The following is a 26589-nucleotide window of genomic DNA, read 5'->3' on the forward strand; positions in this document are numbered from 1 at the left end:
GATGCCGGCCAATCCAGTTTTATCGCCCAGCCTTCTGTGGCAGGGACCTACGGTACCTTTACCTTAGCCGCCAATGGGGCCTGGACTTACACGGCGAACAATGCACAAACGGCCATCCAGCAATTAAAGGTTGGCCAATCGTTGACTGATAGTTTCACGGCGAAATCTCTCGATGGAACTGCTACCAAAGTGGTTACCGTAACCATTCAGGGTACTAATGAAGTCCCTATTTTAACCAACGACACGAAAACTGGTAATGAAGATACAACCATTACCGGGAATGTTCTTAGCAATGATCAAGATACAGATGGTGGTGTTTTAACTGTAACGGCTTTCTCCATCAACAATACCTCTTATACCGCTGGTGCTACAGCAACAATAGCGGGTGTAGGTACCGTTAGCATTGCAGCAAATGGCGCTTATAATTTTACGCCTGTAGCGAATTGGAGTGGTTCAGCGCCATCTATAACTTATACCGTTAGTGATGGACAGGGCGGTTCTGCAACGGCGTCTCTTCAACTCAATGTTACTCCAGTTGCTGATGTTCCTACTCTAGGATTAACTACTCCGACTTCTTCAATTCCAATTGGAACAGGGTTAATGAAAGAAACATGGACAAATAATATCTTAGGTTTGACAACGAATGGATCCGGGGCTACGCCAAGTACTTTACAAGCTGTTATAGAGGCTACTCTTTTAAATCCAAGTTCTACAACCAGTATACAAAATGTTCAACAACCAGGTACGAATGATGTTGCAGTAGGAACAGCATCAAAAATTTCAGGGCTTATTTATTTAGAAGCAGGTCATACTTATACATTTAGTGGATCTGGTGATGATAGTATTTGTATTGTGGTGGGTAATAACGTTGTAGCTCAAGCTACCTGGGGAGGTAGTCAAGGTGTATTTAGCGGTAATTTTGTCCCCACTGCAACAGGTTATTATTTGTTATCCATTTATCATAATAATTCTGATGGACCAGGTAATTATGATGTTAATTTGCGTGACAATGGTGGCGCGATTAAAGATTTAAGCTCAGCAAATTTCAAATTATATCAAGATGTAGATGATGTGCATGGCGTCAATCTCCGTCTTTCTGAACTTAAGCCTGATGGTTTTTATCAAGCATACTCATTATAATGAAGGTAGCGAAGATACAGCCATTCCACTCTCACGCATTAATGCTGCATTGGTAGATACTGATGGTTCCGAAATTTTAGCAATTAAACTTGGTAATATTCCTGTCGGTGCTGTACTTAGTGATGGTACGCATACTTTCACTAGTACTGTAGGTAATACTTCTGTTGATATCACCGGTTGGAATCTGAATGCTTTAACAATTCTTCCGCCGCTCAATTTTAATGGCAATTTTTCACTGCAAGTCACTGCCACTGCAACGGAAACAGCAAACGGTGATCAAGAAAGCAGCACAGTAAATATTAACGTTGTTGTGTATCCAGTTGATGATGTCCCGGTAGCAAATATAGCCGATGGGGTAACACAAAATATTGCTGGCGCTGAAATTGATGGCGTATTAGCAGATATGGGGGGTGAATCTCAAGGTGGGGTAATCAATCTAAATGGAACACCTTTGGAAGGATTAACTTCAGGGAGAGTTGATGTTACCTATAATGTATCTGGTTCAACGATTACTGCGATGGCTGGTTCAAATGTAGTATTTGTCCTTTCCGCTGATGGACCTGATGGGACCTACAACTTTACTCTTCATCAACCGCTTGATCCTATTAACATTGCTTATACGCCAACAGTTACAGGTTCAGGTAATGCAAGTGCCTATTATGTAAATAGTACGTCTGGGGCTTTGTCTACTTCAGCTGGTGATTGGGAAATGAAGATCACTGCAAGTGGGGGTAATGGTAATGTCATTTTAAATAGTAATGGCCTGGGCGTTACAGGAGGTGCAGGTAATACCGTAGTTAATAGAGGTGAAAAATTAACATTTGATTTTGATAATACGGGTCTTGATGGGGTAGCAAATAATGCTACTGGAATGACATTGGATCTTATTGCTACAGGCTCTGTAGATGTCTCTTATAAGTGGACTGCTTATTACACTGATGGCACAACTGCCACAGGAACTGCAATTTTACCTGATGGAACAAGTGCCAGTGTTGATATTCCTGTAACAGCCAATAAATACCTTGATCGTGTAGAACTTGAAAATAATTCAAGCTCTTCCAGTGCAAATAATAAGCATTTCCGAGTTTCTGGAGTTGAATTTGATATTGAAGGCGATAAAACAACAGATTTGCCTTTCCAATTTACTGCTACTGATGGAGATGGAGATTCTATTTCAGGGAACTTTACCGTTACAGTCACTTCTGATCCGTTAAATCTCAATTTGTTTGATTTTAGTAATGAGCATGAAAAAGTCCTTAGTAATAATTCTGAGAATTTATTAATTCCTGAGGATTTATCACACATGGGAACGGTAGCTGGCGGACATGGTATTGATACAGTGAAATTTAACGAAAATAACATGGGCTTAAGTACTAATGAAATTAAAGAACATTTTGGTCATGGTGGCTGGGAAGTGATTGATATGGCTGGTGCCGGTAAAAATGATGTGCATCTTGATTTGGATGCGGCATTAAAATTATCTCATAACAGTGATTTGAGTGTTGAGGTAAATGGTGTTACCTATGATCATGTGCTGAAAATTCGGGGGGACGGTGATGGCCAACAACATGATACAGTCAATATTGAAAAAACATCTACGCAAACCTGGAATGAACTTGGAAATGTAGATGCAGCACATGGTGGTGGAAAGCTTTTTGAATTCTCCAATGGCGCTGAGGTTGCACATGTTCAGGTTGTGGGAGTTACTCCTACTGCTGCGTTGCCAGAAATTCCACCTCCAACGACAGTGACCTAAGGACTAAGGAGAGTACTGTGAATTATCAAGATCAATCAGGAGAGCCGGAGGAAATCCCCTCTTCACCACCATTAGAAGATCCTATGCTGCCCGATCCAGCAGAACCAGGCCCTGATTATTCTCCTGAGCCAAGTCCAGCCAATGATCCAGAGCCAGAACCAGTACATATACCAGAACCTTTGTCAGATGATTAAACAGCAGACCCCTTGTATAACCGGTGTCTCTGGTTATATTGCTGTAATGCGAACGTTTCTGCGATGCTTATTTACTACTTACTTGTAAGCTCCGCTCCTGAAACGTTTGCGCCTTAAAATACAGAGGTTATGCAAGAGGCCTAATGGGTACTTTACCAGCTTAGGGAACTGCAAAATGCCATTCCATGGTTTTTGATAAGTTTTCCAAGATAATTTCACCGCGAATGCTATTGCCTTTAGCATTGACTCGAGGACTAAGTACCACTATACCTGCTTTGGCAGGAACTACTGCAATGGTATATCCTGAAACGCCACTTTTAGCGGGCATGCCGGTACGAACCATATGTGTTCCAGTCTCATCATATAAACCACAGGTTGCCATGATAGCGAGCGTAATTTTACATGTTTCAAGAGAAATAATTTGTGTTCCATCTTGGGGATCTTTTCCTGCATTGGCTAAGATAGTCGGTAAATAGAGCATCTGTTCAAGCATTGCTTCGTAAGAGCAAAGAGTAAAATATAAATCAAGGGTTTCATTAACGCCGGTTCCCAAATTGTTCCTGCTTTTAAGTAAATACGCCATAGAACGATTACGGTCCCCAGTCCTTTTTTCTGACGCAAATACGAGAGGATTTATGCTCAAACGCTGATTAAATAATTTCTGTACCCAATGTTCCAGCCAGGCAAATTTCTGCTCCCCTAAGCCAGGTATATGAGAGCAAAGGGTGATTGCGCCGGCATTTAACATAGGATTGGATGGTTTGGGGCCAAACCGTTCGAGACGGGTAATCGATGCAAAATCATCACCGGAAGGTTCAACTTTAACCCATTCAAAAAGCTGTTCTGCGCCAAATTCCTCTAAAAGACCAATAAGGGGAATCATTTTGCCTGTACTTTGTAAAGTAACTGGCGATAAAGGCATATTGCTGTAAGAAAATGATTCGCCGCTTAAAAGCTTAACTGCTACTGCAGTTAAGTCTTTGTTCACATTCGCTAATTCGGGTATGTAATTCGCGGTATCGCCATCCTGATTGCGCTCCGCCTTGTTGACTAATTGTTTCAAAAGAGCAGGTGTTATTTTTTTATTTGTCATAGGCTCTCAGCCATAAAAAATGGGGTTGCATTATGCTAAATTTAGCACAGTAAGACAAATAAATGGAAAAACCACTCATTTTCAGTGGGGTAAGGATATTATTGGTGACTAAATAATTTAATTAAAAACAAATAATTAATTAAAAAAATATAAACTGTAAAGATTAGCTCATTAATTCTTGAAGTTTATGTCCTATATTTGCCGCGCGCATTAAACTCTCACCGATTAAAAAGGTATTGATGCCATTTGCTTGCATTAGCTTAATATCTTCGTTGGTGTTAATGCCGCTTTCACTGATCATGATTTTATCTGCTGGCAGATGATGAATTAATTCAAGACTGGTACGAATATCAGTAATAAACGTGTGTAAACTTCGATTATTGACTCCCATCAAAGGAGTAGGTAGTACCAGTGCACGCTCAAGTTCTGTTAGCGTATGGCTTTCTACCAATACTGCCATACCCAGTTCTTGAGCTAATTGGCAATAATCTCGGAGTTGTGAATCATCAAGCATAGCAACTATCAACAAAATACAATCGGCTCCCAGAGCCCGGCTTTCATGGAGTTGGTAATCATCTATGATGAAGTCTTTACGTAGCACAGGTAAGGATGAATGTTTTTTCGCTACAGCTAAATAACTTGGATCGCCTTGAAAAAAGTGATGGTCTGTAAGGACAGATAAACAGCTGGCACCATTTTTTTCGTAAATTTGGGCGATAGTTGCTACATCAAAATCAGCACGTATGATTCCTTTACTGGGTGAGGCTTTTTTGATTTCCGCAATAATGGCTGGATTAATCTTATGTAAGCCAGCAATAAAATCTCGAACAGGTAAAGTGTCAATATTTTTTAAACTGGCTAAAGGCTTAAGACGTTTTGCTTGTGCAATTTCTTCCTGCTTATGTTCGGCTATGCGATTTAAAATACTATTCATTATTGTTTTATCACTTGTTGAGTTAATTCTTTCAATTGCACAAATTTTTCGGCGGCTTTGCCACTATCAATTGCCTTTTTGGCCTTTTCTACAGCATCGTTGAAACTGGAGCTGAGTTCCGCACAATAAAGTGCTGCGGCAGTGTTTAATAGGACGATATCGCGTGCGGGCCCCAACTCACCATTCAACACCTTCTCTGCAAGTATCAGGCTTTGAGCAGGGGAGTTAACAATAATGGCTTCCAAATCCGCATGAAAACAATCATAATCTTTGGGGTCAATACACCAATGTTTGAATTCGCCTTGATGATATTCTACAACATCCGTAATGGCTGAAATACTGACCTCATCCATGCCATCACGAGAATTGATGACCAATGCACGCTCACTGCCAAGATTAGCAAGCACTTTGGCTATTGGCTCTAGCAAACGATATGCGCAGACGCCGACAACTTGTTTTTTTACATGGGCGGGATTAATAAGGGGGCCAAGTAAATTAAAAAAAGTACGTATCCCAAGTTGTTGACGTGCTGTTTTTGCATGTTGTACAGCTTGATGAAAATGAGGAGCAAATAAAAAACTGACACCGCATTGCTGCATACAGGCTTGTAACTGTGCATCGGTCAAATGAAGTTCGAAGCCAGCCTGTAATAGCAAATCGGCACTACCACTACGACTAGAAACAGAACGATTACCGTGTTTAGCCACATGAGCCCCTGCTGCTGCAGCAACAAAACTGCTGACCGTTGAGACATTAAAGGTATTTTTGCCATCACCCCCTGTGCCCACGATGTCTAGCAAATCATTACCTAAATCAATACAGTGAGCCATTTTCATCATGACGGAAGCCGCAGCAGTTAATTCCTCAACTGTTTCACCTTTCATACGCATGAGGGCTAAGAAGGTAGCGATTTGCACATCACTCAATTCACCTTTCATGCAGGCAAACATAAAGTCTTGTGTTGCTGTGGCGGTTAAATTTTCACCGGCAATTAATTGCTCAAATAATTTATTGGTATTCATAGGCTAAAAAATGAGTTAAAAGCTGCATGCCATATTCACTTAAAATGGCTTCCGGATGAAATTGTAGACCATATAAAGGATATTGACGATGTGTAATAGCCATAATTGTATTATCAGCCCATGCATCAATGGCAAAACAAGAGGGCAGGGTTGCAATATCGACAGCTAATGAATGATAACGAGTAGCCTGAAATGGGGTGGGCAAATTACGAAACAAGCCTTGCTTGTTATGGTTAATTAAAGAGTTTTTGCCGTGCATTATTTCTGGTGCCTGAATAATGGAAGCTCCAAAAAAATGAGCTAGACATTGATGACCTAAACAAATTCCAAGAATGGGAGTTTGTTGATAAAAATGTTCAATCACCTGTAAAGAAATACCTGCCTGCGCTGGGCCTTTGGGGCCGGGAGAAATAACCAGGTATTGGGGCGCTAGACGTTCAATATCCTCAATAGAGATGCGATCATTTGCAAAGACCTTAACCTCTTGCCCCAAGCATTGAAAGTATTGTACGAGGTTATAAGTAAAAGAATCGTAATTATCAATAATTAGCAACATGATTATAATGAGAACTCTTCACCCAAATACACTGCACGTACTTGTTGGTTGGCAAGAATTGCTTCGGGCGAACCTTCGCAAAGGATTCTGCCCTGAGTCACAATATATGCTCGTTCACAGATATCTAAAGTTTCACGGACATTGTGATCTGTGATTAAAACCCCAATATTTTTGTCACATAAATGGGAAATTATTTTTTTAATATCAAGAACAGAGATAGGATCAACACCTGCGAATGGCTCATCCAACAAAATGAAGGTCGGTTCAATGGCCAATGCGCGTGCGATTTCAACACGGCGGCGCTCACCACCTGATAAACTCATTCCTAAACTTTTTTGTAAATGAGAAATATGGAATTCATGCAGCAATTGCTCTAGTTTCTCTTGCCGTGCTTGCTCATCGAGATCATTACGTAATTGCAGGATAGCCAAGATATTCTCTGATACGGTCATTTTACGAAATACTGATGCTTCCTGGGGTAGATAACCTACACCTAATCGTGCTCGTTGGTGCATCGGCGCCTTGGTAACATCTTTGCCGTCAAGGATGATTTGGCCCTCATCACAGGATTGGAGGCCAACGATCATATAAAAACAAGTTGTTTTTCCTGCCCCGTTTGGCCCTAATAAACCGACACATTCGCCACGACGAATATTAATACTGACACCATTAACAACAGTACGGGTTTTAAATGATTTTTTTAAGTTTTTTGCTGACAATTCACTCATGATTGTTTTCCTGGATGAATGATAATTGTCGTACGTGTCTTACCATCACTTTTAGAGACTACATGCTGTTTGAGCGTATCGTAACTAATTTTAGGCGCTGCAAAAGAATTATCACCTTGGGATACATGGGCATTACCAATCAGTTCAATCAGGTGGCGGTTTGGATAATAACGGATGATATCAGCGTAGGCATGTAATAAGGGTTTATCTAATGCAGTTTGCGTCCAATAATGAGCCTGTTCCTTATCATTACCTTCTGCAACAGCAAAAACTAATTTGTTGTGTTTATCACCCTCAGTAATCGCTTTTGCTGCTCGTAAATGAGTAGTTCCTTGATCGAATTGGACGTCACCAATATATTCCCCGCGATGGGTTTGTTGATCGAGATCAGCCGAATCCGCTGATAATTCAACCAGTTTTTCGCGATCATCAGGCATTGCCAGACTATGGTTACTAGTTAAGATCAGTATTAACAACGTAATGCATTTCAATAGTCCAATCTTAGGCATGTTTGGGTTCATAAGTGGCTCGCGCTTTACTTAATAACTGTACTCGCTTATCGGCTAGATAGGCTTTCATTCCCTGGGCGAGAACAATACTGCCTGGTTGTTCAAAGCGCACTGCTTTTTCGGTAGTGGCTAGCTTGTTTTTAGGAAAATAGGTGAGTTCCTCTGTTTTCATTGTACTTTCCTGGTTGTGCGTACTTTTATTTTGATGAACTATTACATTATGAATAAAAGTAATTTGTTGCCCGCCATTGATTGCCCTGGCTCGCTCGGATTTAATTTCCCAAGGTGCTTGGTTGTCTTGAGTGATAATAATATGAGGCGATTGCAGTAGGTGGGTATTATGGTTCGGTATATGCTGTACTTCGGGAGTTTTTAAATAATTGACTAATTTCCCAGTCTCATCAAAACGGCGTACAGTTAAGTTCGTAATAATTGTGTCAGCCGCTTTTGAAAGGGCTTTATCATTAAGTTTGGCTACTGGTGTAGAGCTTGCAAAATACCAACCGGAACATGCCAGTGCTATTAATACACAAAATAACCATGCAGCTTGTTTGGCTGCATTCATGATGCGAGGTACCTGGTTAGTGCGAGTTCTTGTTTGTCTTGCGCGTTTAGAATTAGTTCACAAACTTCACGAACAGCGCCACGCCCGCCTTGTTGTTCAGTTTGCCAAACCGCAAATTCTTTTACTTGAGGCACCGCATTTGCAACGGCAACTCCCAGGCCTACCTGTTGAATAATAGCCAAATCAGGTAGGTCGTCCCCTATATAAGCAATTTCCTTGTTACTCAAACCCAGGCGTAATTTTAACTGCTCAAATGCATCTCGCTTATCTACCTGTCCTGTAAAATAGTGTAAAATACCTAATTGTTTCATGCGGTGATCAATGACGGCATTTTGAGAAGTAGTAATAACTGCTACTACTATGTCAGCAGCCATTAGTAATTTTAAACCCATTCCATCTTGTACATGAAAAGATTTTAATTCATTGCCCATGTTATCTATATGGAGAAGACCATCAGTCAAAACCCCATCAACATCACAAATTAAGCACTTGATATGCTTGGCTTTTTCTGTTAATTCGTTCATTTTTCCACCTTAAAAAACACCAGCCCGAAGCAGATCATGTAAATGGATAACTGCTGCTGGTTTATTATCGTCATCAACAACAACTAAAGAGGTAATACTGTATTTTTGCATAATTGCCAGTGCTTCTGCTGCCAATGTTCCTTTTTTGATTGTTTTACAATTTCTACTCATAACACTGGCCAACGGCGTCGTATTAATGTCAAAATTTTGAGTCAAAGTACGTCTTACATCGCCATCGGTATAAACACCTGATAAATAGCCATGGTTATCTACCACGCAGGTCATTCCTAATTTTTTTGCCGTAACCTCAATCAACGCTTCGCTAATAGTAGCCTGCTCATGAACTAAAGGTAATTCATCTCCATGATGGCATAATTCGTCAATACGCAGTAAAAGGCGTCTGCCCAGAGCGCCGCCAGGATGTGATAAGGCGAAATCTTCGGCACTAAAGCCGCGAGCCTGCAGTAAAGCGATAGCCAAAGCATCTCCCATCACTAAAGAGACAGTGGTGCTTGTGGTGGGAGCCAGGCCTAAAGGGCAAGCTTCCTGACGGATACTAATATCTAAATTGACACTGGCAGCTTTAGCTAAAGTTGAATCATCATTGCCGGTCAATGTAATTAGAGGCACTTCAAGACGCTTAAGGAGAGGTAATAAGGTAACAATTTCGTTGGTAAACCCGGAATTTGAAATTGCAACCACGGCATCCTGTCGGGTAATCATACCTAAATCACCGTGACTGGCTTCGCCAGGGTGCATAAAAAAAGCAGGTGTACCTGTACTTGAAAGTGTGGCGGCAATTTTATGCGCAATATGACCTGACTTGCCCATACCAGTCACTACAACGCGTCCTTTACAGGCTAGTAAAAGTTCGCAGGCTGTTTCAAAGCGCTCATCAATGCGTTGCGTTAGTTCAAGCACTGCCTGAGCTTCAGTTTCAATGACCGCAAGGCCTAATTTGCAAAAATTCATGTATTCTCAGTGCTATCAAGCAGAAGGCCAAGTTTAACACAGTAATTTTTTTCTTTATAGGTTAAAAAGCTAGGGTTTATCCTGCTGAGATAGTTCCTTTTAACCAACTACAATTATAATAAAACTAGTTTAGGTTATAGTCGATTTTCTGGGAGAAGCAGGCGAAAGCGTATTTTATGGACTATATTTTTCTATATTGTACATAAAATGATCTATCAATGGCTTTCCCAGTTTTGCCATCAGTAAATGATTGGCACAAAAAATCAAAACAGCACCCTGACCGGGTAGTTGAGAAGTATTTAAGGGCAATTTATGACGCTCAAACCATTTACGAACGATTTGATGGGCTCATTAAGCTTTTGCATCATTGTGATAAGCATGAAAAAGATCATGAAAATTATACAAGATTAAAAAAAACTGTCTTAGAAGTTATTGGTTATATTATTAACGATGATAATGCCGAAACAATAAGAGAAAAAATTACTGCACGAATAGCTATTCGCGATTTCGATCCCTTTTTTATGCCGTGGCTTCGACCAGCTCCTGGCGATGTTTCCAATGATCCCTGGGCATTTTATGAACGTGTAAGAGAAAAGTCTGCAGAACAAATAAAAGCCCATTTTAAAAAATTTTACGCTAAATTAAAGGCAAGCAAGGATTTATTACCTTACGGTGGAAAGGATGCGGGTGATGAGGCATTTTATGCGCTTCGCTCTGGAGTAGGAACAGTCTATCATAGTAAAGAGGAGCTCGAGGAGTTTCGAGTCATACCAAACAAGACCAATTTATTGAAATTACAAACGCTCGATAAAGGTGATAATCGGCATCTTACTTTTAGTTATGCTACTACTGAACATTTATCAATCAAAGCCTATGATAGTTTTAGGCAGCACCCCGAAGATTTTCCCAACACGGCTATTTATACCGTGCATGTAAATGGTGGTATGTTCATGGGACCTGCTCTTGCACCAGAGCGCACCTCATTTTTTTCCAGTGAAGCGATTTTGCATCCTACCTATGCTGATTACTATAGTGATGCAAATTTATTCATGGCTGGGCAAATCAAAGTTATAGACGGCAAAATCATAATGGTTGATGGCGCCAGTGGACATTTTATGCCTGATTATGAACAAACTTCGCGTGCACTTTCTTTCTTTGGAGGCCTTGGAATTATAAATAATTTAACAGAGCTTCCTTATTACCGACCTACAAAAGATGGTGATGAGAGGATTTATACACCCATGAAGTGTACCTGGTTAATGGCGATGTTAAGTGATTATAGTCTGCTTAATAAAGTGGATTTTAGAGCGCTAAATCTAACCTATTTAAAAGAACATGCTCCCGAGCTTTATACTGTTTATCAATTGCAGTCCAATATTAATGAAGAGCTGGCTAGGTGGCTGGAGCAGAGCACGGTTTTTTATAATAGACCTTCACCATATACGCTTAAGCTCAATAACGCAGTCGAGGTTTTCTCAAAATTTGGCAAATATGACCAACCGGAATTCACTTTGCAATTACTTACAAATCTTGAGGTTTGTATTGATGAGTGGAATACTTTTCATAAGGAATCAACTTCAAGAAGACAATCTGCAGTTGATATGTTGGAAGTTCGTGTTATGGAGCAGATTCTCTATTACAAGCTTTATTTGTTATTGCAGAATTCTTCTTATAGTCGGGATCCTACTCCCTATAACACAATAATTGATAATTTTTTACAACGTAAAGTAGATTTTAAAATGCTGATAGAACAGGCCAAGCCTTTATTAGGAAGGCAAGGTCCACAGTTTTTCTCAGGAAAAAGCGCTGGTTCTGGGGATGTGGAGGAGGATGTTCTCAGGGTTATAATAAAAAGTGAAAAAACGAGCACTGCTGTTGAACTGAAAGAAATAATTCGTCAGTTGGATGCAATTGCTGCAACGTCTTTAGCATTAGGCTCCAGCTCATCACTGAACTCAAGTCCATCGCCTGATACAAATTCTTTGTCTTAATTATGAAAAGGAATAGAAACTTGTCTGGAACTACACTTTAGAATCTTGATAGCATTGGCTGTACCACGGTTTTCCTGCATTTTTTAGACTTACCTTTGCGCCTCATTAATTTGATAATGAATTCATCAAAAATGGCATGTTCAAATAAATCTGATGATAGCTCAAGTCAGGGACTGGCTGCAGGTTATAATCGTTTTTACCCCAACTCTGCAAAATTAGATGCTGTTAGTAGCGTTTTAAATTCGCAAAATAACTCTTATCAGGTATATAATTGTCTCCTATTTAGATCCGGAATAAAAATTATATGCAGGATAATTTGGTGCAAATCACCAATCTTACCTTTACGCGAGGGTCCCGCCCTATTTTTGCTGGTGTGGATCTGGCAGTTCAACGAGGCAAAATCACGGCAATTATGGGTCCGAGCGGCAGCGGTAAAACAACGTTGTTACGCTTGATTGGGGCACAATTGCAGCCAGAAGCTGGGGAAATTCTAGTAAATGGTGTTAATATTCATCAACTTTCGCGCAAGGCTTTGTATTTAGCCAGGCGAAAAATGGGATTATTGTTTCAAAGCAGTGCGCTTTTTACTCATTTATCGGTTTTTGATAACGTTGCCTTTCCCTTGCGTGAACATACCAATTTGAACGCGGCGATGTTGCGGGACATTGTTTTGATGAAATTGGAGGCAGTGGGGTTACGAGGAGCTGCGCAGATGATGCCAGACGAGCTTTCTGGCGGTATGGCAAGGCGAGTAGCTTTTGCGAGAACAATGGCCTTGGATCCCGAGTTGATGATGTACGATGAACCGTTTACTGGCCAGGATCCGATTTCTATGGGTGTTCTTGTTCGATTAATTAAGCGGTTAAATCAACTTTTACAGACAACCACTATTATTGTTTCCCATGATGTGGAAGAAACTTGTTCTATCGCTGACTACATTTATCTTATAGCAGGTGGTCAGGTAATTGGACATGGCACGCCTCTTGAATTAAAAAATTCTATGCAACCTCAAGTGAAGCAATTTATGCATGGCGAAGCTGACGGTGTAGTACCTTTTCATTATCCGGCACGTCCTTATACGGAGGAGTTGTTAAATGCTTGATATGCTCGAACGCTTGGGGCAGCGCGGCGTAAATAATTTGCAGACAATTGGTAATTCAGGTGTTTTTTTATTAGGTATTTTCTTTAGAAAGGCTGATTTACCTCGGCTTTGGCCTGCATTGCGTGCACAACTTTATTTTGTTGGTGTTTTGTCATGTTTGATTATTGTTGTTTCCGCGCTTTTTATTGGCATGGTTATTGGTTTGCAGGGTTATAATACACTGCAAAAATTTGGCGCAAGCAGCCAACTTGGCCAGCTTCTAGCCCTGAGTATAGCTAGAGAACTTGGACCGGTGATTAGTGCATTACTTTTTGCCGGGCGGGCCGGATCTGCTTTGACTGCTGAAATTGGTTTGATGAAGGCAACAGAACAATTGGCAAGTATGGATATGATGGGTGTAGACCCATTGGGACGTGTAATTTATCCACGCTTTCTTGCAGGTCTTATTTCTCTGCCAGTATTGGCTCTGATTTTTTCTGCAGTTGCTATTTATGGCGGTTATTTTGTTGGTGTGCAGTGGTTAGGCGTTGATGCAGGTAGTTTTTGGTCTAATATGCAGGCAGCAGTTAATTTTCGCATTGATGTGTTCAGCGGCATTATTAAAAGTATTGTGTTCGCTTTTGTAGTCGTATGGATAGCGGTGTTTCAAGGGTTTAATTGTATTGCTACAGCGGAAGGCATCAGTCAAGCAACAACACGTACAGTGGTTTATTCGTCAGTCGCAGTGCTTGGACTTGATTTTCTTTTGACAGCGATAATGATTGGAGGTTGGTAAATGAATAAGAATAATAGGCAACGCTATGTCGATATCAGCGTAGGAATTTTTATGCTCTTAGGGATGTTTGCCTTATTTATTCTCGTAATGAAAGTTAGTGGTATTTCTAATTTAGCATCGAGCAAAGGCTATCATGTAACAGCGGAATTTACTGATATAGGTGGTCTTAAGGTGAGGGCGCCGGTCACAGTTGCTGGTGTGCGCATCGGTGAAGTGACTCATATTGAATTACAGCCCGGTGAATTGAATGCTAAGGTAACCATGTTATTGCGAAATGATAAGCCAATACCGTTTGAAGATTCATCAGCACGGATTTTGACTGAGGGTTTAATCGGTTCTAATTACATCAGTATCGTCCCTGGTTTTGATGATGAGGAAAATAAAGAGCATCCTTATTTGCGAGAAGGCGACGTTATTGCAAAAACACAAGAAGCTGTCATTCTTGAAAATCTAATTGGTCAGCTTTTGTTTAATATTAAAAAATAGGTGAATTATGAATGTAATAAAAACAATCGTTTTAGTTGCCTCTTTAGCAATATCCCAAATCCTGTGGGCACAATCATCTCCTTTACCTATGCTTGAAGATACTGCTAATCAAATTATTACTACCCTTAAGCAAAATAAGGCGAGTTTAAAAGATAATCCCCAAGTGATTCATCAAGCTGTCCAACGCTATTTATTACCTAACGTTGATGTTAATGGTATGTCGCGCTCTGTGTTGGGTCGTCAAGCTTGGAATAAAGCTTCTGCAGGCGAGAGAAAGCAATTTGCTACTGCTTTTACGCAATTGGTTATTCGCACTTATGCAAGTCCTTTAGCTGAATATACAGATGAAACAGTAAAATTTCTCCCTGTAAGAGGTTCATTATCAAGTCGCTTTCTTCGTGTAAACAGCGTGATTGTCCGCTCAAACGGACAAAATATTCCACTCAGTTATAGTCTGGTATCTAAAAATGGGACGTGGAAAATCTATGATTTAAGTGTAGAGGGAGTCAGTTTATTACAAAGCTTCCGCTCACAATTTGCTGAAGCTTTACGAAGCTCAAGCATGCAAGATTTAATTAAACAAATGAATCAACGTAGTACTGTTAAAAAGGCGGCTTAAGTGCAAACACAACCTTTTAAACCTTCGTCAGAAATGACATTTTCTACGGTGCAAACGGACTGTCAGCGCTTATATAAATATTGCCGGGAAAATGAAGAGGCTATTTTAAAGATTGATTTAAGCAAAGTGATTCACTGTGATAGTGCAGGCCTTGCTTTATTGATTGAAGCCAAAAGGCTTTGTAGAGAGAAAAACAAAATTTGCAAATTGGAAGGCATGCCAAAAGTTATTCAGGCTTTGGCTGAGTTTTGTGGGGTTAACGGGATATTGGCACCGTAGCTAAGGGCTAAATTTCGCTAGCTTGGGTGTTTATGGCTTGATATTCGAGTATCGTCGCGGAGCATACACGTGAGTAGGTGGGTAGCGAAGTGCAGAAAATCAAGATTAAGTACCTAGATAGTAGAAGTGTAACAGACCCTTGTAGTAAGAATATGCAGAGTGAGATAGTTGTATGGTAAGTAATGAAGAGTTGGAGCGTCGTCTTGCAGAAACAGGCGAGGTTGATTTTGTTAAGGTTGAAGGAGATGGTTATCATTATCAGTTAACTATCGTTTCTAACGCCTTCCTCGACAAATCAAAGGTAGCAAGACAGCAATGGGTTTATTCAAAGCTGAAAGATTATATTACGACCGGCAGTCTACATGCGCTTAGTATGAAGACTTGGACAAAGGAAGAGTGGGAGACGAGTCATGGATAAGTTAATAATAAATGGCGGTAAAGCTTTAAATGGCGAAGTCGTGATCTCTGGTGCAAAAAATTCGGCTTTACCGATCATGGCTGCAACACTCCTTGCTACCGATAATGTGACGATCGCTAACGTGCCTCATCTTCGAGATGTCACTACAATGATGGAGCTCTTGGGGCAATTGGGTGCACAATTAACTGTTGATGAAAAAATGAATGTGCAAGTGGATGCTTCTCATGTTGATAGTTATGTTGCTCCCTATGAGTTAGTGAAAACCATGCGTGCTTCTATTTTAGTATTAGGCCCCCTACTGGCTCGTTTTGGCCAAGCTGATGTTTCACTACCAGGCGGCTGTGCAATTGGTACTCGTCCTGTGGATTTACATCTTAAAGCACTTAAAGCAATGGGTGCTGATATTTCTGTGAAAAATGGTTATATCAAGGCGCGTTGTAAAAAGGGGCGTTTACAGGGTAAGCCTTTGGTCTTTGATACGGTGACTGTAACAGGTACTGAAAATGTTCTCATGGCAGCTGTTCTTGCAGAAGGTAAAACGCTTATTAAAAACGCGGCTCGTGAACCAGAGGTTGTTGATTTGGCAAATTTCCTGACTCAAATGGGAGCAAAAATTTCTGGCGCCGGTACAGCAACTATTGAAGTAGAAGGGGTAAGCTCACTCAGTGGCGGCCGATATGCCGTTATGCCCGATCGTATTGAAGCAGGGACCTATCTTACTGCTGGTGCACTGACACGCGGTAGAGTCACTGTACGTCGTGTAAAACCAGATAATTTATTATCCATGCTTTGTAAATTTGAAGAAGCAGGTGCTGAATTGGCGATAGGGGAAGATTGGGTGACCTTGAATATGCATGGTTTGCGTCCCCAGGCGGTCAATATCTCCACGGCTCCTTATCCAGCTTTTCCTACTGATATGCAAGCGCAATTCATGGCTTTGAATACCATTGCTGAAGGTTCCTCTTCAGTGATTGAGAATATCTTTGAAAATCGTTTTATGCATGTACAGGAATTGCAGCGTATGGGGGCTCAAATTCATTTAAATGGTAATACAGCAATGGTTACTGGCGTAGAAAAATTAACCGGCGCTCCAGTTATGGCTACTGATCTACGCGCTTCTGCAAGTCTTATTTTAGCCGGCTTGGCTGCAGAAGGAGAAACCAGTGTTGAACGTATTTACCACGTCGACAGGGGTTATGAACGTATTGAAGAAAAATTATCGATGTTAGGTGCTGATATCAAGAGGGTTTCAGTACGGTGATAGCTCGTGATGATTTAGCTTCTTATCTGCACACTCTATTAGCTTGCGCCAATTTTAATGATTATGCGCCTAATGGTGTGCAGATTGAAGGGACTGATAAGATCACTCGAATTTGTACGGCTGTTACAGCATCAGCTGCTGTTATTGAACAGGCAGTGAAAATGCAAGCGGATGCTTTGTTTGTGCATCACGGTTATTTCTGGCGGGGTGAGGATGCAGTGATAACTGGCATTAAACGCCAGCGTGTTGCTCAATTACTCACTAATAATATAACTTTGTTTGCGTACCACTTACCTCTTGATTGTCATCCGGAATTGGGTAATAACGCTTGCCTGGCCAAGCTTTTTGATTTTAATGCAATCACCATGCACCAAGCTGGTAAAACGCCTAATTTACTATGGTCTGGTTCATTAGCACAGGGTAAAACTGCAAAAGAATTCTCAATTCAATTACAGGAAAAACTAGGGAGAGAACCTTTGCATGTGCAAGGTGGGGATAACATTATTCAACGCATAGCCTGGTGCAGTGGTGCCGCACAGGATTTTATTGAAGAAGCTTATGCTCTTGGGGTTGACGCTTATTTCAGTGGTGAAATTTCCGAGCGCACCTATTATCAAGCACAAGAATTAGGGATTCATTATTTTGCCTGTGGTCATCATGCGACAGAGCGTTATGGCATTCAAGCTCTAGGCAGACATCTGTCCGAGCATTTCAAGTTGCAACATCATTTTATTGATAGTTCTAATCCTGTTTAAAATAAGAAACCTGACGATATTTAGCGCATTGATAAAGCAAAAACCCCAAAAAATAAAATAATAATTCCAGAGAAACGATTGATATAGCGCATTACTTTAGGACTAAGGCGGTGGCGTAATTTAAACGCTACGAAACTACTGAGTAATAACCACCAAAGTGCTGAGCCGAGTGTTATTCCTGAGACTAATATAAAGGCATGTATAAAGTCAGTGACTGTACTGCCTAAACCTAAACCTGCAAATATAGCCATAAAGGATAAAATGGTTGCGGGATTTGTCAAGGTCAATAAAAAGGTGGTAGCAAAGGCATGCCAAAGGGATCGTTCCTCATCTCGAGTTGCTCGCGCTTTGGGATCTGCCAGAAAAAGTTTGATTCCAAAATAAAGTAAAAATAAGCCACCTATCAAGCGTATCCAAAATTGCTGGGTGAGCAAAAAAGAAGAGAGTGCTGTTAAACCAAATCCAGCAATTACTCCATAAACGCTATCGGCTAGCGCTGCACCCAAACCACTCATAAGTCCGATTTGGAAACCATTATGGAGAGAGCGTTGTATACACAATATACCAATTGGACCAACAGGTGCTGCAATTGCAATACCAACAATTAATCCTTTGAGAAAAAGAATAATCATTTAACTCCTTAAACCAGTAGAGCTCTAATGGAGTGAGATTAAACCATAAGTCTACCATTTCCAAACTGGCTGCAGAACTTGATTTCTCACTGCTGTAAAAAGCCAATAATATGATTTGTAAAGCTTGTAATGGTGTGTTAATTATATTTTTAATTAGGGACTTACTAATTAATTACGAAGGAAGGAAGCCGCTATGGATGGGTGCATTGGTAAACATATGAAATTTAAAAAATCATTGGCCTCGTTAACAATTGTCTTGTCGCTTGGTATGGCAGATTCTCTGTTTGCTGCAAGTGGACAGTTAATATTAATCAATTCGCTTGGGGTAGTTGTTAATGGAAGTCTGGGTGGTTCAGCTTCGAATATTAAAGTACAAGTCAGTGATTCTTCAGGAATTTGCTCAACAACTTCTTCTTTGGCTTATGGTGGAGTAGTCGTTGTGCCGTGGAATAGCGCAAATACCCATTCGACAACCAAGTGTACAAATATAGTTAGTGTAGATGTCTCTGCTTTGAAAACAGCGAGTGGTGTTATTCAATATGACAGTACTGCCAATCCCGCACCACCAACACTAGCTACTGCTCCAACTACTTTTACTGCTCCAACGACTGCAGCGGCCAACATAGCACTCATTATTACAGGAAATGCCTCACCAGCAATGATTAATAGTGCAACCTCTTGGGGTTCAGCAGCAGGAATTCCGCCTGTTTACCTCACCTCAAACGGAAGTATTTCTGTGACTGGTGTGATGGGGGGGGTAGGTATGCAAGGCATAAAAGCTGCGGAACGTATGCTGCGTTATGGGGTGAGGCCTGCAGCCTAAATTACCTGGTGTCTGCAAGGAGATTTTGTCATTTCCGTGCAGGAAATCTCTTCCTCAAATTGCTTCTCACTATTACAGATGTCTTCCCGTGAAGGCGGGAAGACATCTGCTTAATAAATTAACCGAAATATGTCGGGATTTCTCAATGCGTTGGCGCCATAGAAACACGTTACGTTGTTATTTTATTTTTAATATAAACTCCTGCTGGCTTTAAATTGTTATCTCCCCAGGAGCCGGTTGCACAGCTATTCGTTTTCCAAATAGCTCCAGAACGAAAATCATCAGAATAATTCCAGTTTGTCCAACCAATTTTTCGTGTTGCCATAAGCTGCATATAGCGATCGGACATGACAAAATCATTTGCTCCATCACCGCTGTAGGTTTGTGTACCAAACTCAGTTACAAAGATAGGGAGTACTTGAGAAGCATTATCCAAGGCGCTTAAATACTCCTCTCTATGAGAGGCAGCATAAAAATGGAAAGTGTACATAATATTTGTAAATTGGACAGGATTGTTAACAATTTCCTCATAATTACTACCTTCAGAGACACCGAGTGAACTCCAACCACGGGTGCCAATAAGAATAGGAGCATTGGCGTCAATTTCCCGGATTACAGGAATCAGTTGATCGGCGTAGTTCTTTATTGTTGCCCAACTTACTCCATTGGGTTCATTTGCAATTTCATAGAGAATATTCTTTTTATCTTTGTGAACTGTAGCAATATCGGTGAAGAATTTTTTAGCGCGAATTAAATTGTAGGTTGGATCACCAGGATTCAGGATATGCCAATCAACGATGACATAAATTCCTCGCTCATAAGCTTCATTAATTAACTCACTAACCTGTTGAGTAAAGGCTGCAGGATTACTCTCATAGCCATTTTCCTGGACATAAAGAGAAAGTCTTATAACATTGGCTTTAAAATTCTTGCTCAATACATTTAAAGAGGCTTCAGTTATACAAGAACCAAGACCGTACCATTGAAGGCCATGAGTGCTCATTCCTTTTAACTGAATTGCGTTTCCTTGCTCATTGCAAAGCTGAGTGCCACACACTTTTAATTGTCCATTGATTGCAAGTGGGGTTTCTGCATTTTCGGGACTGAAGCTTATTGTTACTACAGCATTGGCAGAGGCGGTCAAAGGTTGTGGTGAAAAATGAATTGAAAAACCATCTACTGCCTGAGAGGAAAGAGTATAAATTACTCCTTCTGTTAGTATCACAGTCGCTGAGCCGTTGCCGTTATTTAAATCTATCGTTTGTGATATAACTGTAGAATTATCATGAGGTGTCAGATTTATTTTTAGCGATGCTAAGTTGGCTGGAGCGCCTGTAACATTTAAGGTGACGGAATCCTGAATAATCTGGGTGCATTGATAAGTTAAATTAGTCGTAGGAAGGCTTGTTGTACTGACAACTAAACTAGTAGGTGTGAAGATTGGAGCGCAACGCTGGCCGTTATAATTAATTGCTGTTGTTGAGAACTGATAAGTAGCACCAGCCTGTAATTGAGAAATTGTGGTAAGGCTGTCCCAATTCAATGAGCGCGCTATTGAATTCCCTGTTTGATTTTGCGTGATTAAAACAGATGGATTACTGGTGTAGCCTGCTAGTTTATCAGGCAAGGTTTGTAAATTAACCGCAATTTTACCCTCTTGCTGAGTCAAACTATAAGTAATCGTTGAATTAATTGTTTGATCTTTTTCTAATGTAAAAGTATGAGGTTGTGCATTCCCTTGGTAACTATGGCCATTACTGTCAGATACATTTTCAGCGGCTACACTATAGGCCCCTATGGGCAATTCGGATAAAGTGAGTGAGGAGGCCCAAGGCAATTGAACATCATTGATTATCTGGCCATCGTGAAATAAGTGAATTAGGGCATGATCTTGCGAAACACCAATCGGTTTTGGTGATGCATTTTGCAGTACTAGCGAGCCTGTTTCGACCGGTTTTTCTAAATAAACGTTTACACTGCCGGCAAGATGATTGTCTGCACTGACACCATATCTGATTTGGATAGAATCATTAGGGGGGAGTTTGGAGTTTGCGCCTGGATAAGATGGAAAATGCAAATTTAGAGTGGCTAAATAATTGCCATTAGTTCGATGTTGTGAAGAAATAGTTAACGAGCTATCCGGATAAGATAACGGTGCAAAATCTCCCCAGAATGACGTATTAATTGTTGTTGTACTTTCAAAGGAAATCGTGGCATTTTGAAAGTCTACCGTTTTATTACAGTTATTGGTTAGTCTTAAAATCATTGATTTCCAGTACTGATCGCCCGTCGCAGTGAATTGCGATGATAGACAGGTAGTTGGTTGCGCGACTAAATGTGTTTGCAAGGGTTGCGCTGTGACTGCTTGGGCTATGAGTACGAATAAGCCGATAACTAAATGTTTTTTCAAGATATTGCTTCCTTTCAATTAAGCCAATAAATCTGTAATGAAAACGAACATCCGTTTTGCTTTAGCGTAAGAAATTTATACTTATTTTTGTTTAAAGTAAAACTTGGATAAAATAGTCTCTAATCAGTTATAAATTTTGTCAGGATGCATAACAATTATGTTTGATTTTAATGATCTTGAGTTTGCTCACGGTAAACCACAGGCAACAGGAACTATGAAAACCTCGGCAGAGGATTTTAAAGTAGATGAAGAGCTTGGTTTTGAGTTAAGTGGTCAAGGTGAGCATCTTTATTTGCGTATTGAAAAAAAGGGTTTGAATACGGAAGAGGTAGTAAAGGCTTTGGCACGTACTTTAGGCAAATCCGAAAAAAATATTTCTTATGCAGGCCTAAAGGATCGCCAGGCGTTAACAACACAATGGCTTTGTGTTCACTGCCCTGGTGAAGAAATTATTTCGCCTGATTTGCTTGCCGGAGAAGGATGGCGAGTAATTGAAAGCAAGCGTCATTTAAAAAAATTAAAAATAGGTGCACTTGAGGCAAATCGCTTTAATTTGATTTTGCGTGATATTAAAGAATGTGAGGAGGTAGAAAATCGCCTTCAACAAATTCGAGGTGTGGGTGTGCCAAATTATTTTGGTGCTCAGCGATTTGGCTATGAGGGGCAAAATCTTGTTAAAGCAGAAGCTTTTTTTCGTGGCCATATCAAAGTAAAAAATCGATTTTTACGCGGGATTTATTATTCAGCAGCGAGAGCCTTTTTATTTAACCAAATTCTTTCAGCTCGCGTTAAAGCAGCAACGTGGAATACTGCTTTACCTGGTGATGTCATGCAATTAACGGGCAAGAACAGTATTTTTTCCATCGAGGCTCCAGACCAGCTCATCCAAACCAGAGTGGAAGACTTTGATCTTTCACCAGCCGCCCCTTTATGGGGGAAGGGCCAAGAACGGGTTGGAGGCGATGCTTTAACCCAACAAGAGCAGGTATTAGACAGGTATAAATTTTGGTGTGAGGCCTTGGAGTCTCATGGATTAGAACGTGCATATCGACCTTTAGTATTGCCAATAGAAGATTTGATGTGGAATTGGCAGGATAATCAATTGAATTTAAGTTTTAGATTAACTTCTGGTAGTTATGCGACCAGTGTTGTACGCGAGTTAATACAATTGAATACTTAGCCAACCTTATTTTAACTCTAACGTTGTTGATTCGATCCGCTGTGTCGAAGTGACGGGTACATCCGTCTCGCATTCAGTAAGCAAGGGAAGTCTAGTATGTTGACCATCGATAGTTACGATGACTTCCGTTTCTCCTATTTCAAATTCACCCGTTTTACATTGAGTAAGATGTTCTTTGTGTTCAAGTGTTAGTTGTGCCGGTATGTGACTGAGATTGACCAGCACTAAATCGATACCGTCTTGAATAAGATGCCCGTCAACTAATGAGATGCCGCTTAGTTTCTCCCCTGATTTAGAATGATGATACAACGTGGTGATCCCGCTGACTGCCTCACCAATGAGTTGGCAACCTATGTCAAGTGGTATACCAATACCAAAACCAACACCTTCCCCAACTATTCTCAGCGATTTCCCCATTACAAAGGCTAGGGAGAGGCCGCAAAAGGTATCAAGAATACGGCTGGCAACTGCCGGTACCAGAACAATCATACAAACACTGGCAGAGGATCCCACTGTCAAATAAACACCACCACCTAATACGGCTGTTAAAGCATAGCGGACAGGTGGTATATGGCTAATCGTATCGCCCATGACATAGCCTACACTCCAACCTAATATTTGTAAGGGCTGGGCAATTAAGGGTCTCAGGAGTGATGTAATAGGGTAGTTCTTTACTTGTTTTTTATCTAATAAGGCACATTGATCTTTAGTAAATTCCAGGAAATCATGCCATTCCAGCTCTGTAAAAGGAGAATTAGTTTTGGTATTGACAGCTTTTAACGGTCCATTAGTTTCCAAATAGCCTTTGGTTGCTAATAAGCAATTGGCTCGAGTTTTTTCATCAACAAGATTAATAGGGCTTATCTCTGCCGCTTCATCAAGAAGCTGGCTTAAAATAGGTGTAGTTAAATAATTACTATTCGTTTTGGATTTAATATAGAAGCAGGCAGTCATGAGTATGTGCAAGGCGGTTAAAAAACTCTGGATTACCTCTTCAGGTGTCGTGAGACTCTCCCAGTTTTTACGCAAAGCAGCCAGCAATCCTTTTATAAAGCCAATTTGCTGCCTGCGGGTCGCGATATCTTTGGCACCAAAAAAACAACTGATTGCATAAGGTTGTGGTGATTTTTCTAAATCTTTCCCAGAACGAATTTCATAATCTCTATCTAAACTGTCTAGTTTGCTAAGAAATTTTGCAACAGGAAGGACAAAGCCCATACACACCTCACATCCATGCTAATTTAATATCCTAGTTTTCTATATTACCTACTCGTTGATTAAATGCAATCTTACCTGACTAAATTTTATGTCTATGAAGTTTATATGTGTTAAGCATATTGCCTTTGAATGATCATTTAATCCTGACTAGTGTACAAAAAATTCCATCAAGAGATAATTGTTGAAATCATTGTGAAGAAATGCAAAGTTAATTAACCTATTGAAAAACTGATGATATAGTTAACAATTAACATTGCACAAAGCTGTTTAGGCAATAATTATGACGCCGATAAAACAATTCTTCATGTTACTTAGATTTTCTCATTGGTCTAAGGCTGCCTTTGTGCTACTTGGCGTTTTTTATTCTGGCTCACTTGAATATTTGCCTGATGCTTTACTAGCGGCATTCTCATTTTGTCTAATTGCTAGCGCCGTTTACATCTACAATGATATACAAGATAGAGAGGAGGATAGATTACATCCACAAAAATGCCGTAGGCCTTTGGCTTCAGGAAATGTATCACTTCCTTTTGCATCGAGTATATTAGCAATCTTACTGGTTGGAGGGTTATTGTTGGCTGGGTTGATTTCAATCAATCTCGCAGCGCTTCTTGGCTTATATTTGCTGATAAATCTCGCTTATAACCATGCCTTGAAAAATCTGCCTATACTTGATGTGTTATGTATTGCCAGTGGATTTATGTTACGTGTTTTAGCTGGCACTATCGGTATAGGGTTACCTATTTCTTGGTGGCTCACTTTGACGGCAACCTTGATTAGCCTGTTTATTGCCTTGTGCAAGCGACGTTTAGAAAAGCAACTGGATTTAACCTATACAACCAGAGAAGTGCTGAAGAAATACTCGCCCAGATTACTGGATTATATGATTAATGGTACCGCTTTCTGTTGTTTTGTAGCCTATCTCCTTTATACCATTTATGCCCGGGATGAATCGTTCTATTTTTTGCTAACAATACCTTTTGCTGCCATTGGACTGTGGCGTTTTGCTTGGGTGACAAGACGAAGTAGTGATAATGATGATCCGGTTTCCTTATTTTTAAGTGATAATTTATCACGTTTTAATTCGTTATGTTTTCTAATTTTAACCCTCATTGCGTTGTTTAAATAATGAATAAAAAAGGGTTATTAATTGGTTTATTGCTTGTTGCATCATTTATTTATCTACTCTTATTCCAGTTAAAAGCGATTTGGCCCTTTACCATTGATGATATGTACATTAGTCTTCGTTATGCCAAGCATTGGGCAGATGGTGACGGTTTGTTATGGAATATCGGAGAGGAACCTGTAGAGGGGTATTCTAACTATAGCTTTGTTGTTTTGGCGGCAGTATCACTCTACTTACATCTTGATCCTGTTATCGTGCTGAAGAGCGCCGGTGTTTTAGGGCTTTTCTTTGCAACAGCGGGCGTTTATTTTCTTTCGCGCTTATGGTTTTCTGCTTGGCTTGCCTTTATTCCCTGTTTATGGATGTTAATATACCGGGGGCAAATAATATGGTCTGTGAGCGGCCTTGAAACCACTGTATATCAGGCTTTGCTCGTTTTTTCCCTATTTTTCCTGTTACGTGGTATAGGCTATGGTTTTTATCCTCAGCCAAGAAAAAAATCAAACAAAGTTTATTTTTTGCTGGCGGGTTTGTTATTTGCTCTATCAGCAATGACCAGACCTGAAGCGCCGGCTTTGGTATTGCTTCTGGGCTTCATAGCCTTGTTTGATAGTGGTAATGAAAAGAACAAAACGTATTATAAGAATTTTTTGTGGAGTTGTAGCACCTTTCTTATCCTTTTTTTACCTTATTTTGTCTGGCGTTGGTATTACTATGGCCAGTTATTTCCCAATGCCGTTTATTGCAAAGGATTCAACGATTTTTCTGCGTTTAATCTTGATGAAAGTTATTTAGGTTTAATTTGGCCTTTCTTGTTATTGGCTCTGCCTGCGATTTTTTTGGCAAAAGACCGACGTCATTATTTTTTGTGGACACCAAGTATTTTGTATCTGACTTTATTAATTGGTGCGGATCCCATTGTTGCTTTCTTTAATCGCTTATTTCTGCCTGTTTTTATTTTGCTTCTGCCCCTCTCTCTTTTGGGAATGACTTATATATTGCGTTATTTCTTACAAAAAGAAGATGAAATTTATTATACAAGTCTTGTATTTTGTGCGCTCCTTGTTGCGTTTGTTTTTATCCCCTCGATGAGTTTGTCCAATTACCGTTATTTTGCTGTCAATCCGCAAGCAGGGGAACATTTGCGGCAGAAGGTCGCAGATTGGTTAACAAATAATGTCACTCAGGACAGCCAGGTATTGCTTGCTGATAGCGGGATGATTCCCTATCTTAGCCCCTTACGTTTTATTGATTCCTATTGCTTGAATAACAAAAAAATGGCGAAGATATCACACTTGGAGAGGTATAATCGTATGTGCCAGGAAGCATTTCTCATTAAACCAGAAGCGATTATTTTAACCTCATTAATGGAGAGGGGTAGAATTATTTATACGCCAACTGATTATTGCTTGCGCAGAGAGCTAAAAAAGAACAAATTATATCAATTTCGTACTATATACCAAACTAGAGACTTGGATTCTTCTTATCGGTATGAAATTTATACCCTATTAAATTAAAGCT

Annotated in this window: 28 protein-coding genes; 16 read left to right on the plus strand and 12 right to left on the minus strand. The window is 40.2% G+C overall.

Translation table 11 applies throughout. The annotated features are described in order from the left end of the window. The 3 genes from Lfee_RS00685 to Lfee_RS16865 all read left to right on the plus strand — a co-directional run. Positions 1-1140: VCBS domain-containing protein (locus Lfee_RS00685; RefSeq protein ID WP_169791953.1), on the plus strand; the 1140-nt coding region annotated here is incomplete at its 5' end. Further along, positions 1076-2896 (plus strand): hypothetical protein, encoded by a 1821-nt coding sequence (locus Lfee_RS00690; protein WP_156506581.1) that lies wholly within the window; start codon positions 1076-1078, stop codon positions 2894-2896. The genes Lfee_RS00685 and Lfee_RS00690, both read left to right, overlap by 65 nt. A 17-nt stretch (positions 2897-2913) precedes the next feature. Beyond that, entirely contained in the window at positions 2914-3090 is a 177-nt protein-coding gene (locus Lfee_RS16865; RefSeq protein ID WP_156413350.1) for a hypothetical protein, read from the plus strand. A gap of 160 nt (positions 3091-3250) precedes the next feature. On the opposite strand, the gene glsA is transcribed toward Lfee_RS16865, so the two are convergent. From glsA to Lfee_RS00735, 9 genes are all read right to left on the minus strand, one after another. Next, positions 3251-4183 carry a glutaminase A gene (gene glsA / locus Lfee_RS00695; protein WP_058443361.1) on the minus strand — a complete coding sequence of 311 codons (933 nt, stop codon included), beginning with the start codon at positions 4181-4183 and terminating at the stop codon, positions 3251-3253. 163 nt (positions 4184-4346) lie between these two features. Then, positions 4347-5117, minus strand: coding sequence for an indole-3-glycerol phosphate synthase TrpC (gene trpC / locus Lfee_RS00700; RefSeq protein WP_058443362.1), 771 nt, complete (start codon positions 5115-5117; stop codon positions 4347-4349). Next, a complete protein-coding gene (trpD, locus tag Lfee_RS00705; protein ID WP_058443363.1) occupies positions 5117-6139 on the minus strand; it encodes an anthranilate phosphoribosyltransferase in 1023 nt (340 codons plus the stop codon). Before trpD ends, trpC begins: the two co-directional genes overlap by 1 nt. Beyond that, positions 6126-6695 (minus strand): anthranilate synthase component II, encoded by a 570-nt coding sequence (locus Lfee_RS00710; RefSeq protein WP_058443364.1) that lies wholly within the window; start codon positions 6693-6695, stop codon positions 6126-6128. The genes trpD and Lfee_RS00710 overlap by 14 nt, the downstream gene beginning before the upstream one ends. A 2-nt stretch (positions 6696-6697) precedes the next feature. Beyond that, positions 6698-7423, minus strand: a complete 726-nt coding sequence (gene lptB / locus Lfee_RS00715) for an LPS export ABC transporter ATP-binding protein (RefSeq protein WP_058443365.1) — start codon at positions 7421-7423, stop codon at positions 6698-6700. Then, positions 7420-7932 (minus strand): lipopolysaccharide transport periplasmic protein LptA, encoded by a 513-nt coding sequence (gene lptA, locus Lfee_RS00720; RefSeq protein WP_058443366.1) that lies wholly within the window; start codon positions 7930-7932, stop codon positions 7420-7422. Before lptA ends, lptB begins: the two co-directional genes overlap by 4 nt. Continuing rightward, positions 7925-8497: an LPS export ABC transporter periplasmic protein LptC gene (lptC, locus tag Lfee_RS00725; RefSeq protein WP_058443367.1), complete on the minus strand. Its 573-nt coding sequence runs from the start codon at positions 8495-8497 to the stop codon at positions 7925-7927. Before lptC ends, lptA begins: the two co-directional genes overlap by 8 nt. Then, the gene (locus Lfee_RS00730) at positions 8494-9021 is read right to left on the minus strand and encodes a KdsC family phosphatase (RefSeq protein WP_058443368.1); all 528 of its coding nucleotides are present in this window, start codon (positions 9019-9021) and stop codon (positions 8494-8496) included. Before Lfee_RS00730 ends, lptC begins: the two co-directional genes overlap by 4 nt. A 9-nt stretch (positions 9022-9030) precedes the next feature. After that, positions 9031-9993, minus strand: coding sequence for a KpsF/GutQ family sugar-phosphate isomerase (locus Lfee_RS00735; protein ID WP_058443369.1), 963 nt, complete (start codon positions 9991-9993; stop codon positions 9031-9033). A 218-nt stretch (positions 9994-10211) separates the two neighbouring features. Between Lfee_RS00735 and Lfee_RS00740 the strand changes: the two genes are divergently transcribed. The 9 genes from Lfee_RS00740 (at position 10212) to Lfee_RS00780 (ending at position 17679) form a co-directional block, all read left to right on the plus strand. After that, entirely contained in the window at positions 10212-11984 is a 1773-nt protein-coding gene (locus Lfee_RS00740) for a hypothetical protein (RefSeq protein WP_058443370.1), read from the plus strand. 304 nt (positions 11985-12288) lie between these two features. Continuing rightward, positions 12289-13086 (plus strand): ATP-binding cassette domain-containing protein, encoded by a 798-nt coding sequence (locus Lfee_RS00745; protein WP_058443371.1) that lies wholly within the window; start codon positions 12289-12291, stop codon positions 13084-13086. After that, a complete protein-coding gene (gene mlaE, locus Lfee_RS00750) occupies positions 13079-13861 on the plus strand; it encodes a lipid asymmetry maintenance ABC transporter permease subunit MlaE (protein WP_058443372.1) in 783 nt (260 codons plus the stop codon). Before Lfee_RS00745 ends, mlaE begins: the two co-directional genes overlap by 8 nt. Continuing rightward, complete coding sequence (gene mlaD, locus Lfee_RS00755) at positions 13862-14347, plus strand: outer membrane lipid asymmetry maintenance protein MlaD (RefSeq protein WP_058443373.1); 486 nt, start codon at positions 13862-13864, stop codon at positions 14345-14347. Between the two features lie 7 nt (positions 14348-14354). Beyond that, positions 14355-14966, plus strand: a complete 612-nt coding sequence (locus tag Lfee_RS00760; RefSeq protein WP_058443374.1) for an MlaC/ttg2D family ABC transporter substrate-binding protein — start codon at positions 14355-14357, stop codon at positions 14964-14966. Beyond that, positions 14967-15245 (plus strand): STAS domain-containing protein, encoded by a 279-nt coding sequence (locus Lfee_RS00765; protein ID WP_064088257.1) that lies wholly within the window; start codon positions 14967-14969, stop codon positions 15243-15245. A gap of 172 nt (positions 15246-15417) precedes the next feature. Next, the gene (locus tag Lfee_RS00770) at positions 15418-15663 is read left to right on the plus strand and encodes a BolA family protein (RefSeq protein WP_058443375.1); all 246 of its coding nucleotides are present in this window, start codon (positions 15418-15420) and stop codon (positions 15661-15663) included. Beyond that, complete coding sequence (gene murA, locus Lfee_RS00775; RefSeq protein WP_058443376.1) at positions 15656-16924, plus strand: UDP-N-acetylglucosamine 1-carboxyvinyltransferase; 1269 nt, start codon at positions 15656-15658, stop codon at positions 16922-16924. The genes Lfee_RS00770 and murA overlap by 8 nt, the downstream gene beginning before the upstream one ends. Continuing rightward, positions 16921-17679: a Nif3-like dinuclear metal center hexameric protein gene (locus Lfee_RS00780; RefSeq protein ID WP_082646528.1), complete on the plus strand. Its 759-nt coding sequence runs from the start codon at positions 16921-16923 to the stop codon at positions 17677-17679. Before murA ends, Lfee_RS00780 begins: the two co-directional genes overlap by 4 nt. Before the next feature lie 20 nt (positions 17680-17699). Here the strand turns inward: Lfee_RS00780 and Lfee_RS00785 are convergent, their stop codons facing one another. Next, positions 17700-18311 (minus strand): LysE family translocator, encoded by a 612-nt coding sequence (locus Lfee_RS00785; RefSeq protein WP_058443377.1) that lies wholly within the window; start codon positions 18309-18311, stop codon positions 17700-17702. Positions 18312-18504: 193 nt separating this feature from the next. On the opposite strand from Lfee_RS00785, the gene Lfee_RS00790 reads away from it, so the two are divergent. Continuing rightward, complete coding sequence (locus Lfee_RS00790; RefSeq protein ID WP_058443378.1) at positions 18505-19134, plus strand: hypothetical protein; 630 nt, start codon at positions 18505-18507, stop codon at positions 19132-19134. A 169-nt stretch (positions 19135-19303) separates the two neighbouring features. Here the strand turns inward: Lfee_RS00790 and Lfee_RS17540 are convergent, their stop codons facing one another. After that, entirely contained in the window at positions 19304-21544 is a 2241-nt protein-coding gene (locus Lfee_RS17540; RefSeq protein WP_238584839.1) for a glycoside hydrolase family 5 protein, read from the minus strand. A 157-nt stretch (positions 21545-21701) separates the two neighbouring features. Between Lfee_RS17540 and truD the strand changes: the two genes are divergently transcribed. Beyond that, positions 21702-22724: a tRNA pseudouridine(13) synthase TruD gene (gene truD, locus Lfee_RS00800; RefSeq protein WP_058443379.1), complete on the plus strand. Its 1023-nt coding sequence runs from the start codon at positions 21702-21704 to the stop codon at positions 22722-22724. 6 nt (positions 22725-22730) lie between these two features. Here the strand turns inward: truD and Lfee_RS00805 are convergent, their stop codons facing one another. After that, positions 22731-23942, minus strand: a complete 1212-nt coding sequence (locus Lfee_RS00805) for a hypothetical protein (protein ID WP_058443380.1) — start codon at positions 23940-23942, stop codon at positions 22731-22733. A gap of 280 nt (positions 23943-24222) precedes the next feature. Between Lfee_RS00805 and Lfee_RS00810 the strand changes: the two genes are divergently transcribed. Both Lfee_RS00810 and Lfee_RS00815 read left to right on the plus strand, forming a co-directional pair. Continuing rightward, on the plus strand, positions 24223-25071 hold the full coding sequence (locus tag Lfee_RS00810) for a decaprenyl-phosphate phosphoribosyltransferase (protein ID WP_058443381.1): 849 nt from the start codon (positions 24223-24225) through the stop codon (positions 25069-25071). After that, positions 25071-26585 carry a hypothetical protein gene (locus Lfee_RS00815; protein ID WP_058443382.1) on the plus strand — a complete coding sequence of 505 codons (1515 nt, stop codon included), beginning with the start codon at positions 25071-25073 and terminating at the stop codon, positions 26583-26585. Before Lfee_RS00810 ends, Lfee_RS00815 begins: the two co-directional genes overlap by 1 nt. The last annotated feature ends 4 nt before the right edge of the window (positions 26586-26589 follow it).

Source organism: Legionella feeleii (assembly GCF_001467625.1).
Lineage (GTDB): Bacteria > Pseudomonadota > Gammaproteobacteria > Legionellales > Legionellaceae > Tatlockia > Tatlockia feeleii.

Bases quoted from the DNA above. Each gene is read 5' to 3' on its own strand.
- truD (WP_058443379.1), top strand. From the start codon at position 21,702: ATGTTTGATTTTAATGATCTTGAGTTTGCTCACGGTAAACCACAGGCA.
- Lfee_RS00730 (WP_058443368.1), bottom strand. From the start codon at position 9,021: ATGAACGAATTAACAGAAAAAGCCAAGCATATCAAGTGCTTAATTTGT.
- Lfee_RS00690 (WP_156506581.1), top strand. From the start codon at position 1,076: ATGGCGTCAATCTCCGTCTTTCTGAACTTAAGCCTGATGGTTTTTATC.
- Lfee_RS00760 (WP_058443374.1), top strand. From the start codon at position 14,355: ATGAATGTAATAAAAACAATCGTTTTAGTTGCCTCTTTAGCAATATCC.
- Lfee_RS00790 (WP_058443378.1), top strand. From the start codon at position 18,505: ATGGATGGGTGCATTGGTAAACATATGAAATTTAAAAAATCATTGGCC.
- Lfee_RS00810 (WP_058443381.1), top strand. From the start codon at position 24,223: ATGACGCCGATAAAACAATTCTTCATGTTACTTAGATTTTCTCATTGG.
- lptB (WP_058443365.1), bottom strand. From the start codon at position 7,423: ATGAGTGAATTGTCAGCAAAAAACTTAAAAAAATCATTTAAAACCCGT.
- mlaE (WP_058443372.1), top strand. From the start codon at position 13,079: ATGCTTGATATGCTCGAACGCTTGGGGCAGCGCGGCGTAAATAATTTG.
- trpD (WP_058443363.1), bottom strand. From the start codon at position 6,139: ATGAATACCAATAAATTATTTGAGCAATTAATTGCCGGTGAAAATTTA.
- lptC (WP_058443367.1), bottom strand. From the start codon at position 8,497: ATGAATGCAGCCAAACAAGCTGCATGGTTATTTTGTGTATTAATAGCA.
- Lfee_RS00710 (WP_058443364.1), bottom strand. From the start codon at position 6,695: ATGTTGCTAATTATTGATAATTACGATTCTTTTACTTATAACCTCGTA.
- Lfee_RS00735 (WP_058443369.1), bottom strand. From the start codon at position 9,993: ATGAATTTTTGCAAATTAGGCCTTGCGGTCATTGAAACTGAAGCTCAG.
- Lfee_RS00745 (WP_058443371.1), top strand. From the start codon at position 12,289: ATGCAGGATAATTTGGTGCAAATCACCAATCTTACCTTTACGCGAGGG.
- glsA (WP_058443361.1), bottom strand. From the start codon at position 4,183: ATGACAAATAAAAAAATAACACCTGCTCTTTTGAAACAATTAGTCAAC.
- Lfee_RS00785 (WP_058443377.1), bottom strand. From the start codon at position 18,311: ATGATTATTCTTTTTCTCAAAGGATTAATTGTTGGTATTGCAATTGCA.
- murA (WP_058443376.1), top strand. From the start codon at position 15,656: ATGGATAAGTTAATAATAAATGGCGGTAAAGCTTTAAATGGCGAAGTC.
- lptA (WP_058443366.1), bottom strand. From the start codon at position 7,932: ATGCCTAAGATTGGACTATTGAAATGCATTACGTTGTTAATACTGATC.
- Lfee_RS00740 (WP_058443370.1), top strand. From the start codon at position 10,212: ATGGCTTTCCCAGTTTTGCCATCAGTAAATGATTGGCACAAAAAATCA.
- Lfee_RS00815 (WP_058443382.1), top strand. From the start codon at position 25,071: ATGAATAAAAAAGGGTTATTAATTGGTTTATTGCTTGTTGCATCATTT.
- mlaD (WP_058443373.1), top strand. From the start codon at position 13,862: ATGAATAAGAATAATAGGCAACGCTATGTCGATATCAGCGTAGGAATT.
- Lfee_RS00805 (WP_058443380.1), bottom strand. From the start codon at position 23,942: ATGGGCTTTGTCCTTCCTGTTGCAAAATTTCTTAGCAAACTAGACAGT.
- Lfee_RS00770 (WP_058443375.1), top strand. From the start codon at position 15,418: ATGGTAAGTAATGAAGAGTTGGAGCGTCGTCTTGCAGAAACAGGCGAG.
- trpC (WP_058443362.1), bottom strand. From the start codon at position 5,117: ATGAATAGTATTTTAAATCGCATAGCCGAACATAAGCAGGAAGAAATT.